Source organism: Pseudomonas sp. LPB0260, assembly GCF_013388395.1.
In genome coordinates this window covers 5,786,890-5,803,759 of sequence record NZ_CP058247.1, presented here as the reverse complement: position 1 = coordinate 5,803,759, position 16,870 = coordinate 5,786,890, and the positions used below count along the sequence as shown (strand labels likewise).

12 protein-coding genes and 1 pseudogene are annotated in these 16,870 nt (G+C 68.1%); 6 read left to right on the top strand and 7 right to left on the bottom strand.

The features are described from left to right. The first annotated feature begins 193 nt into the window (after positions 1-193). On the top strand, positions 194-2,677 hold the full coding sequence (gene plsB, locus LPB260_RS25985; protein WP_208708772.1) for a glycerol-3-phosphate 1-O-acyltransferase PlsB: 2,484 nt from the start codon (positions 194-196) through the stop codon (positions 2,675-2,677). Positions 2,678-2,707: 30 nt separating this feature from the next. On the opposite strand, the gene LPB260_RS25980 is transcribed toward plsB, so the two are convergent. The 3 genes from LPB260_RS25980 to LPB260_RS25970 all read right to left on the bottom strand — a co-directional run bounded on the left by LPB260_RS25980 (position 2,708) and on the right by LPB260_RS25970 (position 6,198). After that, positions 2,708-4,414: a phosphoethanolamine transferase gene (locus tag LPB260_RS25980; protein ID WP_256625605.1), complete on the bottom strand. Its 1,707-nt coding sequence runs from the start codon at positions 4,412-4,414 to the stop codon at positions 2,708-2,710. A 156-nt stretch (positions 4,415-4,570) separates the two neighbouring features. Then, positions 4,571-5,236 (bottom strand): gamma-glutamyl-gamma-aminobutyrate hydrolase family protein, encoded by a 666-nt coding sequence (locus LPB260_RS25975; RefSeq protein ID WP_208708770.1) that lies wholly within the window; start codon positions 5,234-5,236, stop codon positions 4,571-4,573. Beyond that, complete coding sequence (locus LPB260_RS25970; RefSeq protein ID WP_208708769.1) at positions 5,209-6,198, bottom strand: amidoligase family protein; 990 nt, start codon at positions 6,196-6,198, stop codon at positions 5,209-5,211. The genes LPB260_RS25975 and LPB260_RS25970 overlap by 28 nt, the downstream gene beginning before the upstream one ends. Before the next feature lie 194 nt (positions 6,199-6,392). On the opposite strand from LPB260_RS25970, the gene LPB260_RS25965 reads away from it, so the two are divergent. From LPB260_RS25965 to dsdA, 3 genes are all read left to right on the top strand, one after another. Next, the gene (locus LPB260_RS25965) at positions 6,393-7,070 is read left to right on the top strand and encodes a DUF4197 domain-containing protein (protein WP_208708768.1); all 678 of its coding nucleotides are present in this window, start codon (positions 6,393-6,395) and stop codon (positions 7,068-7,070) included. A gap of 195 nt (positions 7,071-7,265) precedes the next feature. After that, positions 7,266-7,619, top strand: a complete 354-nt coding sequence (locus LPB260_RS25960) for a RidA family protein (protein WP_208708767.1) — start codon at positions 7,266-7,268, stop codon at positions 7,617-7,619. A gap of 129 nt (positions 7,620-7,748) precedes the next feature. Next, a complete protein-coding gene (gene dsdA / locus LPB260_RS25955; protein ID WP_208708766.1) occupies positions 7,749-9,107 on the top strand; it encodes a D-serine ammonia-lyase in 1,359 nt (452 codons plus the stop codon). Between the two features lie 72 nt (positions 9,108-9,179). Here dsdA and LPB260_RS25950 read toward each other — a convergent pair whose 3' ends face one another. Further along, the gene (locus LPB260_RS25950; RefSeq protein WP_208708765.1) at positions 9,180-12,251 is read right to left on the bottom strand and encodes an efflux RND transporter permease subunit; all 3,072 of its coding nucleotides are present in this window, start codon (positions 12,249-12,251) and stop codon (positions 9,180-9,182) included. Between the two features lie 5 nt (positions 12,252-12,256). Beyond that, complete coding sequence (locus LPB260_RS25945; protein WP_208708764.1) at positions 12,257-13,360, bottom strand: efflux RND transporter periplasmic adaptor subunit; 1,104 nt, start codon at positions 13,358-13,360, stop codon at positions 12,257-12,259. Between the two features lie 91 nt (positions 13,361-13,451). On the opposite strand from LPB260_RS25945, the gene LPB260_RS25940 reads away from it, so the two are divergent. Continuing rightward, entirely contained in the window at positions 13,452-14,090 is a 639-nt protein-coding gene (locus LPB260_RS25940; protein WP_208708763.1) for a TetR/AcrR family transcriptional regulator, read from the top strand. Here the strand turns inward: LPB260_RS25940 and LPB260_RS25935 are convergent. Further along, positions 14,091-14,869 (bottom strand): annotated as a pseudogene (locus tag LPB260_RS25935) (class I SAM-dependent methyltransferase). A gap of 110 nt (positions 14,870-14,979) precedes the next feature. Between LPB260_RS25935 and LPB260_RS25930 the strand changes: the two are divergent. Further along, on the top strand, positions 14,980-15,366 hold the full coding sequence (locus LPB260_RS25930; RefSeq protein ID WP_208708761.1) for a hypothetical protein: 387 nt from the start codon (positions 14,980-14,982) through the stop codon (positions 15,364-15,366). A gap of 27 nt (positions 15,367-15,393) precedes the next feature. On the opposite strand, the gene LPB260_RS25925 is transcribed toward LPB260_RS25930, so the two are convergent. Beyond that, a complete protein-coding gene (locus LPB260_RS25925; protein ID WP_208708760.1) occupies positions 15,394-16,431 on the bottom strand; it encodes a GlxA family transcriptional regulator in 1,038 nt (345 codons plus the stop codon). Positions 16,432-16,870 lie beyond the last annotated feature (439 nt).

Here is a 16,870-nt window from a genome sequence, read left to right as displayed (position 1 = left end):
GCGAGACGGGCCCTTCGAATGCGCGCAGGACTATAAGGAGTCCGCCTTCGCCAGTGCAAGACCGGGAATTTGCGCAAATGTTGCGCCGCCGCGCAAAGCGCGGCGGCCGACAAGACTTTTGCCGGCGCGTCGGCGATACGGCACACTAGCCAGCCCGAGCAATCGCTCGTTTTACGCCATCAGCAGATTCCGTATGACCCGCTCCCCGCTCCATCGCCTCGTGTTCGGCACCCTGCGCCGCCTGCTGTACCTCTGGGTACGCTCGGAAACCATCAACCAGTCGGGTTTCACCCTCAAGCTCGACCGCAGCAAGCCGGTGTTCTTCGTGCTGCAGCAGCCGTCGCTGAGCGACCTGGCGGTGGTCGACAGCGAATGCCGCAAGGCCGGCCTGCCGCGCCCGGTAGTGGCGGTGCGGGTCGGCGACCTGGAGGAGCCGGCGGCTTTCTTCTACCTGACCCCGGAGCCGGACTGGCTCGGCCGCCAGGACAAGCGCGGCAGCTCGCCGACCCTGGCGCGGCTGGTGAGCGCGCTACGGCAGAACGCCGTGGACGATGCGCAGATCGTGCCGGTCAGCGTGTTCTGGGGGCAGTCGCCGGACCGCGAAACCAGCCCCTGGAAGCTGCTGTTCGCCGACAGCTGGGCGGTCACCGGGCGCCTGCGCCGGCTGGTCAGCATCCTGATCCTCGGGCGCAAGACCCGCGTGCAGTTCTCCACGCCCATCCACCTGCGCGAGCTGGTCGAGCAGGACAAGGGCCACGAGCGCACCCTGCGCATGGTCCAGCGCATGCTCCGTGTGCATTTCCGCAACCAGAAGACCGCGGTCATCGGCCCGGACCTGTCGCACCGGCGCAACCTGGTCAAGGGCCTGGTGCACGGCCCGCTGGTACGCCAGGCGATCAGCGAGGAAAGCGCGCGCACCGGCATCAGCCTGGAAAAGGCCGAAGCCCAGGCGCTGCGCTACGGCAACGAGATCGCCTCGGACTACGCCTACACCGCCATCCGCTTCCTCGAACTGGTGCTCAGCTGGTTCTGGAACAAGATCTACGACGGCATCCGGGTCAACCACATCGAGGGCGTGCAGGACGTCGCCCAGGGCCACGAGGTGATCTACGTGCCCTGCCACCGCAGCCATATCGACTACCTGCTGCTGTCCTACCTGCTGTTTCGCAACGGCCTGACCCCGCCGCACATCGCCGCCGGCATCAACCTCAACATGCCGCTGATCGGCGGCCTGCTGCGCCGCGGTGGCGCCTTCTTCATGCGCCGCACCTTCAAGGGCAACCCGCTGTACACCGCGGTGTTCAACGAATACCTGCACAGCCTGTTCAGCAAGGGCTTCCCGGTCGAGTACTTCGTCGAGGGCGGGCGCTCGCGCACCGGGCGCATGCTGCAGCCCAAGACCGGCATGCTGGCCATCACCCTGCGCAGCTTCCTGCGCAGCCACCGCCTGCCGGTGGTGTTCGTGCCGGTGTATATCGGCTATGAAAGAGTCCTCGAAGGCCGCACCTACCTGGGCGAGTTGCGTGGGGCGAGCAAGAAGAAGGAGTCGATCTTCGACATCTTCAAGGTCATCGGCGCGCTCAAGCAGCGCTTCGGCCAGGTCTGGGTGAATTTCGGCGAGCCGATCAAGCTGGCCGAGTTCCTCGACCAGCAGCAACCGGGCTGGCGCGAGCAGGATTACGCCGGGCAGTTCCGCCCGGCCTGGCTGAACGACACCACCAGCCGCCTCGGCGCGCGGGTGGCGCAACGCCTCAACGAAGCGGCGGCGATCAACCCGGTCAACCTGGTGGCCCTGGCGCTGCTGTCCACCAGCAAGCTGGCCCTGGACGACAGCGCCCTGGCGCGGGTCCTCGACCTCTACCTGGCGCTGCTGCGCCGGGTGCCCTACTCGCCCCACACCACCCTGCCGGACGGTGACGGCCAGGCGCTGATCGGTTACGTCAAGGGCATGGACCTGCTCGCCGAACAGCGCGACGCCCTGGGCAAGATCCTCTACCTGGACGAGCACAATGCGGTGCTGATGACCTACTACCGCAACAACGTGCTGCATATCTTCGCCCTGCCGGCGCTGCTGGCGAGTTTCTTCCAGAGCAGCGCGCGGATCAGCCGCGAGCAGATCCTGCGCTTCACCGAGGCGCTCTACCCCTACCTGCAGGCCGAGCTGTTCATCCGCTGGGACGTGGAGGAACTGGAGAGCGTCGTCGATGAGTGGCTGGCGGCCTTCGTCGAGCAGGGCCTGCTCAAGCTCGAGGGCGACGTCTACGTGCGTCCGGCGCCGAGCTCGCGCCAGTTCGTCCTGCTGACCCTGCTGTCGCGGGCCATCGCCCAGACCCTGCAGCGCTTCTACATGGCCATCGCCCTGCTGCTCAATGCTGGGCAGAACGTCATCAGCGCCGAGCAGCTGGAGGACCTGTGCACGGTGATGGCCCAGCGCCTGTCGATCCTGCATGGCCTCAATGCCCCGGAGTTCTTCGACAAGAGCCTGTTCCGCCACTTCATCCAGACCCTGCAGGAGCAGGGCGTGCTGCGCCAGGACGAGGCCGGCAAGCTCGGTCACCACGAGAAACTGGGCGAGCTGGTCGAGGGCGCCGCCAAGCGCGTGCTGCCGGCCGAGCTGCGCCTGTCGATCCGCCAGGTGGCGATGGATCGCGGCGAGGACGCCCAGGACAGTCTCTGACCCGCCGCCCGGCAAGACACGCGCCCGGCGCTAGTTGACCCTACTCGCCGCGCTGTCCATCTGCGCGGCGGCCTGCTGCGGCGCCAGGCACTGGCGGAACAGGTCGCGCTCGGGGCGGTAGGTCGAGGTCTGCACGGCCATCAGGCCCAGCACCGAGTGGAACAGGTTGTCGTGGGACAGGCGCTGGTCCTTCAGGCCCGTCAGGCAATGGGCCTGCAGGCCCTCCTGGCGCAGCAGGCCCTCGGAGACCCAGAGAATCATTGGCACATGGGTCTGCTCGTCGGGCGCCATGGCGTAGGGCAGACCGTGCAGGTAGAGACCGCCCTCGCCCAGGGACTCGCCATGATCGGAGACGTAGAGCATCGCCGTGTCGAGGCGCGCGGCGTTGCGCTCGAGCAGCGCGACGGTCTGCGCCAGTACGTGGTCGGTATAGGCCAGGCTGTTGTCGTAGGCGTTGACGATGCTCTGGCTGGAACACTGGTCCAGCTCGTTGCTGCGACAGACCGGTACGAACTTCTCGAAGGCCGCCGGGTAGCGCTTGTAGTAGGCCGGGCCATGGCTGCCCTTCATGTGCAGCACCACCACGGCGTCGTCGTCCAGCTTGTCCAGATAGCCCTGCAGACCGCTGAGCAACACCTCGTCGTGGCACTCGCCGTCCGCGCACAGATCGGCCAGCTCGAGGTGCGAGACGTCCTCGCTCGGCACCCGGTCGCAGGCGCCTTTGCAGCCGGAATTGTTGTCGCGCCACAACACCCTGACCCCGGCTCGCTGCAGCACGTCGAGCAGGCCCTCGCGGTTGCGCGACATCGACTCCTGGTACTGGTCGCGGCCGACCTCGAGGAACATGCAGGGCACCGACACCGCCGTGGCGGTGCCACAGGAGCTGACGTGGCTGAAGCTGATCACCCCGGCCTTGGCCAGCTCCGGGCTGGTCTCGCGGGCATAGCCATTGAGCGAGAAGTTCGCCGCCCGCGCGGTCTCGCCGACCAGCAGCACGGTGAGCCTCGGCTTGCGCGCGGCGCCGACGCTGGCCAGGCGATGGGCGTCCGCGCCGATCACCTGCAGGCGTGGCGGCGCCTGCAACTCCCGGCGCAGGTAGCCGTGCAGCGCCGCCAGCACATTGGAAGGCGTCAGCAGCAGGCGCAGCTCATGGTGGTTGCGCAGCAGCGAGGCATAGGACTGGTACTGGCTCAGGGCGATGCCCAGCAGGCAGACCAGGGCCAGGACCATGCTGCCCAGCTTGATGCCCAGCTCCCGGCGCCAGCCGCGCGGCCGGCTGCGCAGGCGGCTGAGCGCCAGCAGCGGCAAGCCACCGACCAGCGCCAGCCAGACCAGCAGGCGCCAGCTGAGCAGCTCGGCGGCCTCGGCGCCGTCGGTCTGCAGCACATTGGTCAGCATGCTGGAGTCGATGACGATTCCGTAGCGGCCCATGAAGTAGCTGGCCGCGGCCGAGACCAGCAGCATGGCGCCCAGCACCGCCTTGGTCATCCGCCCCCAGGCCAGCAGGCTGAGCAGCAGGTAGAGCCACAGCCAGGCGAACAGCGGCAGGCTGAGCAGGAACAGCCAGTTGCCGTTGTCCAGGCCATCCACCCCCTGCCAGACATCGCGCCAGAACGGCAGGTTGCTGAACAGCAGCAGCCAGAGCGCGGTCAGCAGGGTCATCAACGGGCGGCTGACGCTGAGCGTCCAGGCCGCCGGAGCGGTCGCGAGATTGCGGGTTTGCGAAGTGGGCAGCACGGTCATTCCTACGCCAGAACCAAGGTAGATGCGCAGGCTAGGCAGGCGGCTGTCGGCGGAATGTCGGGGCGATGTGAAAAACTCGTCATGGCGCACGGCAAGGCAACAATGCCCGGCGGCCATGCTCGGCCAGGTCGGCGAGGCGGTCCGCGTCCCTTATGCGGCGCTGCGTATCAGCCAGCGAAACAGCGCCAGCTGCGCCGGCAGGTAGCACAGGTACTCCGGGTGCCACTGCACGCCGATGATCGGCCGGCCGTCCGCTGCCTCCACCGCCTGGACGATATTGTCCAGGTCCCAGGCCACGACCCGCAGCCCCTCGCCCGGTTGGCGCACGGCCTGATGATGCAGGCTGTTGACCCGCAGGCGGGCCTTGCCGCAGAGCCCGGCCAGCCTCGACTCGGCATCGACGCGCACCTGCTTGGTCGGCAGCAGGCCCGGGCGGTTGTAGGTGTGCACGCGCATCGCGCGGATGTCCTGGTGCAGGTTGCCGCCGAGCACCACGTTGATCAGCTGGGCGCCGCGGCAGATGCCGAGCAGCGGGATGCCCTGCTCCAGGGCACGCTCGATCCAGCGCATCTCCAGCTCATCGCGCTCTGGATCGCTGCGCACCTTGGCGGTGATCTCGCCGCCGTAGTGCTCCGGCCCTATGTCGTCGCCACCGCCGATGATCAGCGCGCTCAGCGGCCGGCCGCTGGCGGCATGGCGCACACTGATGCGCTCGGCCTGTGCGCCGGCCAGGCGCAGCGCCAGGCGGGTCGACCACCAGGACGGCGACCAGCGGCGCGAGTTGCCGGTTACCCCCACCCGCGGTCGTTCAGCCATCGCCCGACGTACTCCAGCCATGCCCCACGATTGAGCCCCAGCAGCGGCCGCCAATGCTCGACGAAGGCCGCGCCGAGCGCCTGCAGCTCGTCGTCCCGGGAAGCCAGCTGCTCGACCAGCCACCACAGGTTCCACGACCCGGCCAGGGACCAGTCGGCCTTCTCGATCTGACAGTTGGGCAGGCGATAGTGGAAGGTCGGGCGGGCCTTGATCTTGGGGTCCGGCACGGCCTGGCGCACCCGCTCGGCATCGATCTGCGCCAGCAGCGGCAGCAGGTCCAGGGCGCGGTTGCGCGTGGCGTTGTGCTCCAGGTAGTCGTCGAACAGCTGCCCCATGGCGGGCGGCGCCTGCTCGACCAACCGCTTCACGTAGGCCTCCGGATACAGGTCGATGTAGGGGCTGATCTTGCGCGAGATGTCCACCTGGTGGGCGTCCACCAGCCACCACTGCAGCAGGCCGAAGGCACGCAGGTAGGCGCCGATGGTAGGCGCGTCGAGCCGCGGTATCTCGGGGTTGAGGTGCACGCCAAAGGCCGCCATTGGCGAGTTCTCGGTGCCCACTGCCCCGGCCCGGCGCAGGCCGTCGACCATGCTGTGCAGGCGCTCCAGCTCGCCGATGGCGATGGGCGGACAGACCACCTCCAGGGGCACCACCAGGCTCGCCGCCTGGCTGAGCAGGTCCATCCACTGCGCGCCGCCCTCGTCCTCCTCCTCGGCCTTGAGCGCCTGGCGCTTGAGGAAGTCCCAGTCCAGCTCGATGTTGAAGGTGCCCAGGCCATCCACCCGCAGCACCCGCTCGCTGGCCGAGGTGCGCGACAGCTCACCGCCCAGCGCTTCCTGCACCGCGGCGGCGGTCTGCTCCAGGGTAAGGCCGGTGAACTCCAGCTCGATGCCGACCCGGCGCGGTTGGCCGTCCTCCTTGCTGGTCACAGGGGGCAGCTTGAATTCGTGGTCTTGGGGCATTGCGTCAATAGCCTTTGCAGCGGGAAAGGCCTTTCAGTAATAACGCCTGTGACGCGTCAGCGCAAACCGCGGCACGGCGCCGGCAGATGGCGGGCGCCGGCCCTGCAACCGGCCCGGGCGGCGCCAAGTCAGGGTTTGCGCCGCCCCGCCGCTCCGCTAAGCTCGACCCATACCCTCCGTAAAAGGATTGCCCCATGTTGCGCCTTTCCACACTGCTCGCCGGCCTGGCCCTGTCTGCCAACGCCTTCGCCCTGTCGCTCGCCGACCTGACCCAGCAGGACGCCAGCGGCGGCCTCAAGGACGCGCTAATCCAGGGTGCCCAGGTGGCGGTCAAGCAACTCGGCGCCCCCGGCGGCTTCAACGACAACCCGCAGGTTCGCATCGAGTTGCCGGGCAACCTCGGCAAGGCGGCGCAGACCATGAAGCTGATGGGCATGGGCAACCAGGTCGAGCAGTTGGAGCTGAGCATGAACCGCGCCGCCGAGGCGGCGGTGCCCGAGGCCCAGGCGCTGCTGGTCGAGGCGGTGAAGAAGATGACCGTGCAGGACGCCAAGGGCATCCTCACCGGGCCGCAGGACTCCGCCACCCAGTACCTGGACAGCAGCAGCCGCGAACAGATCCGCGCGCGCTTCCTGCCCATCGTCAAGCAGGCCACCGACCGGGTCGGCCTGGCCCAGCAGTACAACGCCTTCGCCGGCCAGGCGGCCAACTTCGGCATGCTCGACGCCAAGAACGCCAATATCGAAAGCTATGTCACCGAACAGGCGCTGGACGGCCTGTTCGCCATGATCGCCGAGCAGGAAGCGAGCATCCGCAAGAATCCCGCCGGTGCGGCCACTAGCCTGGCGAAGAAGGTCTTCGGCGCCCTGTAAACGCCCCCGCACCCTCGCTGAGCCCCTGGTGGGCTCAGCCCCGCCTGTTGCGCGCCATCGGCGCCAGCCGAGCGAACGCAACGCCCCGCCAAGCCACTCGAGGGCGTGGACCGGTCGGTTGCCTCGCACCGAGCGCAGCGTTCGGCACGACCACTGCGAAGCATTCCCCATCCCACACTCGACACAGGAGTCGTCATGAATATTTCCCGTTACGAAACCAGCGCGCGCATGAGCCGCATCGTGGTGCACAACCACACCGTCTACCTGTGTGGGCAGGTGGCCGAGGACCGCAGCGCCGGCATAACCGATCAGACCCGCACCATGCTGGCGAAGGTCGACACCTTGCTGGAATCGGTCGGCAGCAGCCGCGAGCAGATCCTCTCCGCCACCCTGTACCTGAAGGACATGAGCCTGTTCGCCGAGATGAACGCCGTGTGGGACAGCTGGGTGCCGGCCGGCCATGCCCCCGCGCGCGCCTGCGTGGAGGCCGCGATGGCCAGCCCCGAGCTGCTGGTGGAGATCTCGGTGATCGCCGCCGTTTCCCCCTGAAGACCACCCTGCGGCCAGGCAGCGCCCTTTGTCAGCGCTGCCACATCGCTGTCTAATATCGCCACAACCCACCCGCTCCAGACGGCGCAATACACGCTGCGGAGCACTCCGTTGCAAGGAATCCACCCCATGCCGCTCGGCAAGTCGCTGGCCACCTGGTGCCAGGAATATCCATTGATCGAGGAGCTGGTCGCCCTGCGTCCGCTCAGCTGGTTCAACCCGGGGATCGCCCCCGCGGCCGAGGCCCTGGGCGATGTCGGCCTGAGCCAGGCCGACGTCGACGCCGCCAGCGCGCGCCTGGCCCGCTTCGCGCCCTATATCGCCCGGGCCTTCCCGGAGACGGCGGGCAGCGGCGGCATCATCGAATCGTCGCTGGTCGCGCTGCCGCACCTGCAGGCGCTGCTGACCGAGCGCCATGACCTGAGCCTCGACGGCGCACTGTGGCTCAAGCAGGACAGCCACCTGCCGATCTCCGGCTCGATCAAGGCCCGCGGCGGCATCTACGAGGTGCTCAAGCACGCCGAGGACCTGGCATTGGCCGAAGGCCTGCTGCGGCTCGACGACGACTACGCGACCCTCGACAGCGACGCGGCGCGGGCCTTCTTTGGCCGCCACAAGATCGCCGTCGGCTCCACCGGCAACCTCGGCCTGTCGATCGGCATCATCAGCGCCCGCCTGGGCTTCCAGGCCACGGTGCACATGTCGGCCGACGCCCGTCAGTGGAAGAAGGACAAGCTGCGCGCCCACGGCGTCGAGGTGGTCGAGTACGCCTGCGACTACAGCGTCGCCGTGGCCGAGGGGCGCAAACAGGCCAGCGCCGATCCGTTCTGCCACTTCATCGACGACGAAAACTCGCCGGACCTGTTCCTCGGCTACGCGGTGGCCGCCGAGCGCCTCAAGGCGCAGCTGGCGGCCGCCGGCATCCGCGTCGACGCCGAGCATCCGCTGTTCGTCTACCTGCCCTGCGGCGTCGGCGGCGGCCCGGGCGGGGTGGCCTTCGGCCTCAAGCTGGCGTTCGGCGACGCGGTGCACTGCCTGTTCGCCGAGCCGACCCACTCGCCCTGCATGCTGCTGGGGGTCTACAGCGGCCTGCACGACGAGGTGGCGGTGCAGGACTTCGGCATCGACAACCTCACCGCCGCCGACGGCCTGGCGGTCGGCCGCCCGTCCGGCTTCGTCGGCCGCGCCATGCAGCGCCTGATCGACGGCTACTACACGGTCAGCGACGAGGAGTTGTTCCGCCTGTTGGCGCTGCTGCAGAGCAGCGAGGGCCTGCGTCTTGAGCCCTCGGCGCTGGCCGGGGTGCCGGGCATGCTGCAGGTGCTGGGCGAACAACAGGGCTATCGCCAGCGCCTGGGACTGACGCCCGAGCGCCTGGCCCGCGCCACCCACCTGGTCTGGGCCACCGGCGGCAGCATGGTGCCCGAGACGGAGATGTCCGCCTACCTGGCCCGCGGCCAGGCGCTGCTGCAGGCCGAGCGACAGTAGCCCTGCCGGCAGACTGCCGCGCAGAAAAAAGCCCGGTCGCGCGACCGGGCTTTTTCATTGCCGCGCCGGACCTCAGTGCGCCGCCGGCTTGACCCTGAACCAGGCCGCATAGAGCGCCGGCAGGAACAGCAGGGTCAGCGCCGTGGCGACGATCAGGCCGCCCATGATGGCCACCGCCATCGGCCCGAAGAAGATGCTGCGCGACAGCGGGATCATCGCCAGCACCGCCGCCAGGGCGGTCAGCACGATCGGCCGGAAGCGCCGCACCGTGGCCTCGATGATCGCCTGCCAGCGGTCCAGGCCGGCGGCGATGTCCTGCTCGATCTGATCGACCAGGATCACCGAGTTGCGCATGATCATCCCGGACAGGGCGATGGTGCCGAGCATGGCGACGAAGCCGAACGGCTGGCGGAAGATCAGCAGGAACAGGGTCACGCCGATCAGCCCCAACGGCGCGGTGAGGAACACCATGGCCGAGCGCGAGAAGCTCTTGAGTTGCAGCATCAGCAGGGTCAGCACCACCACGATGAACAGCGGCACGCCGGCGTTCACCGACTGCTGTCCGCGCGTCGAGTCCTCCACCGTGCCACCGACGTCCAGCAGGTAGCCGTCCGGCAGCGCGGCGCGGATCGGCTCCAGGGTCGGCAGGATCTGCTTGACCAGGGTGACCGGCTGCTGCTGGCCGTAGATGTCAGCGCGCACGGTGACGGTCGGCAGGCGGTTGCGGTGCCAGATCACCCCTTCCTCGAAGCCGTACTCGAGCACGGCGATCTGCGCCAGGGGCACGCGCTTGCCGCTCTCGGTGGGCACCGCCAGGCTCGGCAGCAGGCCCAGTTGCTGACGCTCGCCCTGGGTGCCGCGCAGGAGGATCTCGATCAGTTCGTTGCCTTCGCGGTAGTGGCTGACCGGCGCGCCGGTCAGCGAGCTCTGCAGGAAGCGCGACAGGTCGGCGGTGCTCACCCCCAGGGCGCGGGCGCGTTCCTGGTCGATGTTCAGGCGCACCACCTTGCTCGGCTCCTCCCAGTCCAGGTGCACGTTGACCACGTGGGGGTTGGCGCGCACCTTGTTCGCCACCTCGCGGGCCAGGGCGCGCACCTCGTCGATGTGCTCGCCGGACACGCGGAACTGCACCGGATAGCCCACCGGCGGGCCGTTTTCCAGGCGCGAGATGCGCGTGCGTAGGCTGGGGAACTCCTGACCCAGGGTGTCGATCAGCCAGGTGCGGATCTTCTCCCGCTCCTCGATGCTTTTCGCCAGGATGACGAACTGGGCGAAGCTGGCGGCCGGCAACTGCTGGTCCAGCGGCAGGTAGAAGCGCGGCGAGCCGCTGCCGACATAGGCGACGAAATTGTCGATGCCCTCATGGCCTTCGAGCAGGGCTTCGAGGCGCTGGACCTCGGCCTCGGTGGCCGCCAGCGAGGCGCCCTCGCCGAGCTTGAGGTCGACCATCAGCTCCAGGCGCCCGGAAGCCGGGAAGAACTGCTGAGGCACGAAACGGAACAGCGCGATGGACGCCACGAACAGGGCCAGGGTCAGCAGGATCACCGTCTTGCGCCGGCGCACGCACCACTCCACCATGCGCCTCACGCGCTGATAGAAGGGCGTGCCATAGGGGTCGTGGCCCTGGTCGCTGCCGCCGTGCTTGGCCGCATGCAGCTTGGCCAGGTCCGGTAGCAGCTTGGCCCCCAGGTAGGGCACGAAGACCACCGCGGCGATCCACGACACCAGCAGGGCGATGGTCACCACCTGGAAGATCGAGCGGGTGTACTCGCCGGTACCGGACTGCGCGGTGGCGATCGGCAGGAAGCCGGCGGCGGTGATCAGGGTGCCGGTGAGCATCGGGAAGGCGGTGCTGCTCCAGGCGTAGCTGGCCGCCTTGAGGCGGTCGTAGCCCTGCTCCATCTTGATCGCCATCATCTCCACCGCGATGATCGCGTCGTCGACCAGCAGGCCGAGGGCCAGCACCAGGGCGCCGAGGGAAATCTTGTGCAGGCCGATGTCCAGGTAGTACATGGCGGCGAAGGTCATCGCCAGCACCAGCGGGATCGACAGCGCCACCACCAGGCCGGTGCGCAGGCCGAGGGAGAAGAAGCTCACCAACAGGACGATGATCACCGCCTCGGTGAGCACGCGGACGAACTCGCCGACCCCGGTCTTCACCGCAGCCGGCTGGTCCGACACCTTGCGCAGCTGCATGCCGACCGGCAGGGTCTCCTGCAGGCGGGCGAACTCGCCCTCCAGGGCCTTGCCCAGCACCAGGATGTCGCCACCGCTCTTCATCGACACGGCCAGGCCGATGGCGTCCTCGCCCATGAAGCGCATGCGCGGCGCCGGTGGATCGTTGAAGCCGCGCTTGACCTCGGCCACGTCGCCGATGCGGAAGGTGCGCTCGGCCACGCGAATGGGGAAATCGCGGATCTGCTCGACCGACTGGAAGCTGCCGGTCACCCGCAGCTGCACGCGGTCGGAGGCGGTCTCGAAGAACCCCGCCGAGGACACCGCGTTCTGCTCATCCAGCGCCTGTTGCACTGCCGCCAGGGGCAGGCCGAGGGTGGCCAGCTTGGTGTTGGACAGCTCGATCCAGATCTTCTCGTCCTGCAGGCCGAGCAGGTCGACCTTGCCGACATCCTTGACCCGCTGCAATTGCAGCTGGACGCGGTCGGCGTAGTCCTTGAGCACGGCGTAGTCGAAGCCTTCGCCGGTCAGCGCGTAGATATTGCCGAAGGTGGTGCCGAACTCGTCATTGAAGAACGGCCCCTGGATGCCCTGGGGCAGGGTGTGGCGAATGTCGCTGACCTTCTTGCGCACCTGGTACCAGAGATCGGGAATCTCCTTGGAATGCATGGAGTCGCGGGCGATGAAGGTGACCGAGGACTCGCCCGGGCGGGAGAAGGAGACGATCTTGTCGTACTCGCCAGTCTCCAGCAGCTTCTTCTCGATGCGTTCGGTGACCTGGCGGGACACTTCCTCGGCCGTCGCCCCCGGCCAGTTGGTGCGTATCACCATGGCCTTGAAGGTGAACGGCGGGTCCTCGCTCTGCCCCAGCTTGGTGTAGGAAATCGCCCCGACAATACCCAGCAGCAGCATGATGTAGAGGACGATCTGGCGGTTGTTCAGCGCCCAGGCGGATAGGTTGAAAGCCATCGGGACTACTCCTTGGCCACCAGCTTGACTGCTCGGTTGTCACGGTCGACCGGGCGCACCTGCTGGCCCTCGCGCAGCACCTGCACGCCGGCGGCCACCACCCAGTCGTCGGCCTTCAGGCCTTCGAGCACCGGCACGGTCTTCTCGCCATAGGCGCCGATACGCACCGGGGTGCGCTTGAGGCTGGAGTCTGCCGGGTCGACCACCCAGACGAAGGGCCGGCCCTGCTCGGCGCTCAGTGCCGATAACGGCACCGCCAGCGGCACCTCGCCGTCGTGGGCGATGAACACCCGGGCGCTCTGCCCCAGTTCGGCCGGCACCTTGCCTTCGACGAAGGAAACCCGGGCGGCGAAGGTGCGCGACTGCGGGTCGGCGGCCGGCGACATCTCGCGGATCTGCCCGGAAAAGCGCTGGTCGGGCTGCGACCACAGCTCGACCGCCACCGACTGGCCGACCTTGAAGCGCTCGAAGGCCTGCTCGGGCAGGCTGATCAACACCTCCCGCTCGCCATTGGCGGCCAGGGTGAACACGCTCTGCCCGGCCGCCACCACCTGGCCGACCTCGACCATGCGTTTGGCGATGATGCCGTCCTGAGACGCGCGCAGCACGGCGTAGCCGGCCTGGTTGCTGGCCACGTCGAACTCGGCCTTGACCTGCTTGAGCCGCGCCTCGCCGGAGCGATAGAGGTTCTCCGCGTTGTCGTACTGCGAGCGGCTGACCAGCTGGCGCTCCAGCAGCGTCTTGTAGCGGTCGCGCTCGGCGCGCACCAGGCGCAGATTGGCTTCGGCGGCGGCCACCTGGGCGCGGATCGCCTCCAGCTGCAGGCGCACGTCCTGGGGGTCCAGTTCGGCCAGGGGCTGGTCCTTCTTCACCTGGTCGCCGACCTCGACCAGGCGCTTGGTCACCTTGCCGGCGATGCGGAACGCCAGCTCCGGCTCGAAGCGCGCGCGCACCTCGCCGGGGTAGCTGTCCATCAGCTCGGCGGCCGGTTGCGGCTGCACCACCAGGGCCGGACGGATGGACTGCTCAACCTGCTCGCCATTGCCACAGGCGGCGAGCAGCGCGATTAGACTGGCGGGCAGAGCGACGGACAGGACATGGCGCAACATGATGAACGACCTTTCGCGGAGGTTTGGAATATTTGAACCGACGGGTATAGTAAAAATAGCAAACTCACCAGTCCAGTATTAAAAGCTGCCCATGCCCAACAAATTGTTACCCCCCAGCGGCCCGGGTCGCCCGAAAGACCTCGCCAAGCGCCAGGCCATTCTGGACGCGGCGAAGAACCTGTTCCTGCGCCACGGCTACGACGGCAGCAGCATGGATGCCATCGCCGCGGAGGCCGGGGTGTCCAAGCTGACGGTGTACAGCCACTTCACCGACAAGGAGACGCTGTTTTCCGAGGCGGTTAAGGCCAAGTGCCAGGAACAGCTGCCCGAGCTGCTGTTCGAGCTGGCGGATGACGCGCCGCTCGAGAGCGTGCTGCTGAACATCGCCCGTGGCTTCCACGCGCTGATCAACAGCCGCGAATCGATCGAGCTGCACCGGGTGATGGTCAGCCTGGGCGCCCAGGACCCCAAGCTGTCGCGGGTCTTCTACGAGGCCGGGCCGCAGCGCGTGCTGCAGGAAATGGAGCATCTGCTGCGCCAGGCCCAACGCGCCGGCAAGCTGCGCATCGACGACCCGCTGGAAGCGGCCGACCAGTTCTTCTGCCTGGTCAAGGGCGGCGCCAACTTCCGCCTGCTGATCGGCTGCGGCGAGGCGCAGCAGGGGGCGGTGGCCGAGCAGCATGTGCGCAACGTGGTGGCGATGTTCATGCGCGCCTACCGGCCTGACTAGTCAGGCCTTGCCCAGGGACTTCTTCGGATAGATGTCGTAGCGGCTGGATTTGCCTTCCAGGGCATAGCCGGGCTTGGCCCCATCGATCAGCGGCGCCTTGCGCGGACGCTTGACCACCACCCGATGGCTGGCCAGTTCGAGGGCCGCGGCGAGCAGCGCCGGGGCATCCAGATCGTCACCGACGAAGGGACGGAACAGACGCATTTCCTTCTTCACCAGGGCACTCTTGTCGCGGTGGGGAAACATCGGGTCGAGGTAGATCACCTGGGGCGGCTCGTCCTCCCAGGCGCCCATCAACTCGATGGCGTTGCCGGCCAGCAGACGCATGCGAGCGACGATCGGCCCCACCTCGGCATCGCCGACGGCGCGCCCCAGGCCATCCTCGAGCAGAGCGGCGATCAGCGGCTGGCGCTCGATCAGGGTCACCTCGCAGCCCAGGCTGGCCAGGACGAACCCGTCGCGCCCCAGGCCGGCGGTGGCATCCAGCACCCGCGGGCGCACGCCCGGTTGCACGCCCACTGCCTTGGCGATCATCTGCCCGCTGCCGCCGCCGAACTGGCGGCGATGGGCCATGGCGCCCTCGACGAAGTCCACCCGTACCGGCCCGGGCGCCTGGGGCCCCAGCTCGACCAGTTGCAGGCCCGCCTCGCCCAGCTGCAAGGCGTACTGCGCCTCGCCCTCACGCGGCAGACCCAGGCGCGCGGCCCAGGCGTCGGCGGCCTCGTGCAGATGGGCGGCCAGGGCGTCCATGCGAATGCTGGCGCTGGGCTGTTGGTCACTCATGGGCAATCACACTCGAGATCGTTCAATTCGGCCGCGCGTCGGCCGATAACCAGTTTGGGTCGGCATTCTGCCAGACCCGGTCCCGTCCAGCCGCAACGAGTTGTCCATGATCAACGGCCTCGCCACGCTCCAGCCCTCCTCCGCCGCCGGCCGCAACCTGCCCGCGGTGAGCAGCGAGGCGCAAGTCCGCGGCTATGTCGACTTTCAGCTGCTGCTGAGCAAGCTGCTGCCCCAGCAGCCGGTGGCAACAGCGGACGGCGCCAGCGAGGCCGCGCCAGAGCCGGCTCCGCTCCCGGCACCAGCGCAGGAAACCGTCGATGCGGACTATGCGGACTACCTGGCGCGGCTGACCCTCGAGCACGGCGAATATCTGCGCGCCCGCCCGCAGCCCGTCGACCACCTGAGCCTGGTGCTGCTGGCCGATGCCAGCAACGCCTGCGCCCGCCTCAGCTCGCCTGGAGCGGCGCTGGGGCTGCCGCCGCCACCCCGCTGACAGTCAGCGGCCGGACGGCGGCGCGGCTCAGCGGCCCTGCTGCGAGGTCGCGCGGAAACGCCCCGGGGCGACGTCGAAGAACTCGCGGAAGCAGCGGCGGAAATGGGAAATGCTGACGAAGCCGCTGGCCACCGCGATCTCGGCCATGGACTTGTTGGTCTGCTGCAGCAACTGGCGCGCGCGGGTCAGGCGCAATTCCAGGTAGTAGCGCGAGGGGGTGGCGTTGACGTGACGGCAGAACAGGCGCTCCAGGTGACGCCGGGAGATGCCCACGCAGTCGGCGATCTCATCGACCACCAGCGGTTCGTCGATGTTGTTGTGCATCAGCTCCAGGGCCAGCTTCAGCGCCTGCGGCAGGGTCGGATCGTAGTCCACCGAGACCACCGACACGTCCATGACCTCGCGCATCTTGTCGCAGCTGAGCACCTCCTCCACCGCGCTGACCAGCTGCTCACCACCGCTGCAGCGCACCACCTCAAGCATCATGCCCAGGGAACTGTTGGCCCCGGCGCAGCTGATCCGCTCGCGGTCGACCACATGGGCGTGGCTGGACAGTTTCACGCTGGGAAACAGCTCGGCCATCATCGCCCGGCCATCGGGATGGAAGGCGCACTCGTAGCCGTTCAGCAGCCCGGCCTCGGCGATGAAATAGGCGCCGTTCCACAGGCCGCCGAGGATGGCGCCGGCGGCCTCGGCCGAACGCAGCTTGCTGCGCAGCAAGGGTTCGCCCTGCAGGCGCACGCGGAAACCGCCGCACACCACCAGGATGTCCAGCTTCTTTTCCTCCAGCTCGGCCAGGCGGCAGCCGGCGGAAATGGCGATGCCCAGGTCGCTGACCACCAGCTCCTCGGCCCCCCCGACCACCAGCACCTCGAACAGCGGCGACGAACTCATCAGGTTGGCGGTGACCAGGGCATCCACCGCGCCGGTGAAGGCCATCATCGAGAAGTTTTCCTGCAGCACGAAGGCCACCCGCCGCGGCGGCAGCGACGGCCCTGCGCTCACCATCTTGTCCAGGTGAGCCATGTTCTTGTTTTTCAGCACGCTCTCGAAGGACGATCTCATCTAGCAACTCGGTCAGACAAAAATGCCATGTGATTATTCTAGTTATGCGGGGCCACGCCCCCCGCCAGGCGGGAGGGGCATTTCCCCTGGCGTGCAGGGCACAAGCATACCCTGCTCCTGGAGCCAGTCCGCGAAATAATATCCATGTGAACACGCTGTAGCAGCCCTATTACGACTCGATACGGCACGCGGAAAGGCGGCTCAAATCGCCTTGCACCAGCGAGCCGGCTGATCCGACGGGCGGCGGTGCTACCGCCCCCATCTACGAGCCGGGACCCGGCAGAAAACCACGCCACTCGACTGCCGAGCAACGCCAGGGCGACCTGTCGCGCCGCCCCCCCGCTGCAGCCCGCGCTCCTCCGATAGCTCCTTGCATCAGCGCTCGGCGCCAGCAATACGCCACTAGTCCGAAACTCCCATGCCGTCTGGGAGCATCGGG

Bases quoted from the DNA above. Each gene is read 5' to 3' on its own strand.
- LPB260_RS25970 (WP_208708769.1), bottom strand. From the start codon at position 6,198: ATGCCCCAAGACCACGAATTCAAGCTGCCCCCTGTGACCAGCAAGGAG.
- LPB260_RS25960 (WP_208708767.1), top strand. From the start codon at position 7,266: ATGAATATTTCCCGTTACGAAACCAGCGCGCGCATGAGCCGCATCGTG.
- LPB260_RS25945 (WP_208708764.1), bottom strand. From the start codon at position 13,360: ATGTTGCGCCATGTCCTGTCCGTCGCTCTGCCCGCCAGTCTAATCGCG.
- LPB260_RS25965 (WP_208708768.1), top strand. From the start codon at position 6,393: ATGTTGCGCCTTTCCACACTGCTCGCCGGCCTGGCCCTGTCTGCCAAC.
- dsdA (WP_208708766.1), top strand. From the start codon at position 7,749: ATGCCGCTCGGCAAGTCGCTGGCCACCTGGTGCCAGGAATATCCATTG.
- LPB260_RS25930 (WP_208708761.1), top strand. From the start codon at position 14,980: ATGATCAACGGCCTCGCCACGCTCCAGCCCTCCTCCGCCGCCGGCCGC.
- LPB260_RS25950 (WP_208708765.1), bottom strand. From the start codon at position 12,251: ATGGCTTTCAACCTATCCGCCTGGGCGCTGAACAACCGCCAGATCGTC.
- LPB260_RS25940 (WP_208708763.1), top strand. From the start codon at position 13,452: ATGCCCAACAAATTGTTACCCCCCAGCGGCCCGGGTCGCCCGAAAGAC.
- LPB260_RS25975 (WP_208708770.1), bottom strand. From the start codon at position 5,236: ATGGCTGAACGACCGCGGGTGGGGGTAACCGGCAACTCGCGCCGCTGG.
- plsB (WP_208708772.1), top strand. From the start codon at position 194: ATGACCCGCTCCCCGCTCCATCGCCTCGTGTTCGGCACCCTGCGCCGC.
- LPB260_RS25925 (WP_208708760.1), bottom strand. From the start codon at position 16,431: ATGAGATCGTCCTTCGAGAGCGTGCTGAAAAACAAGAACATGGCTCAC.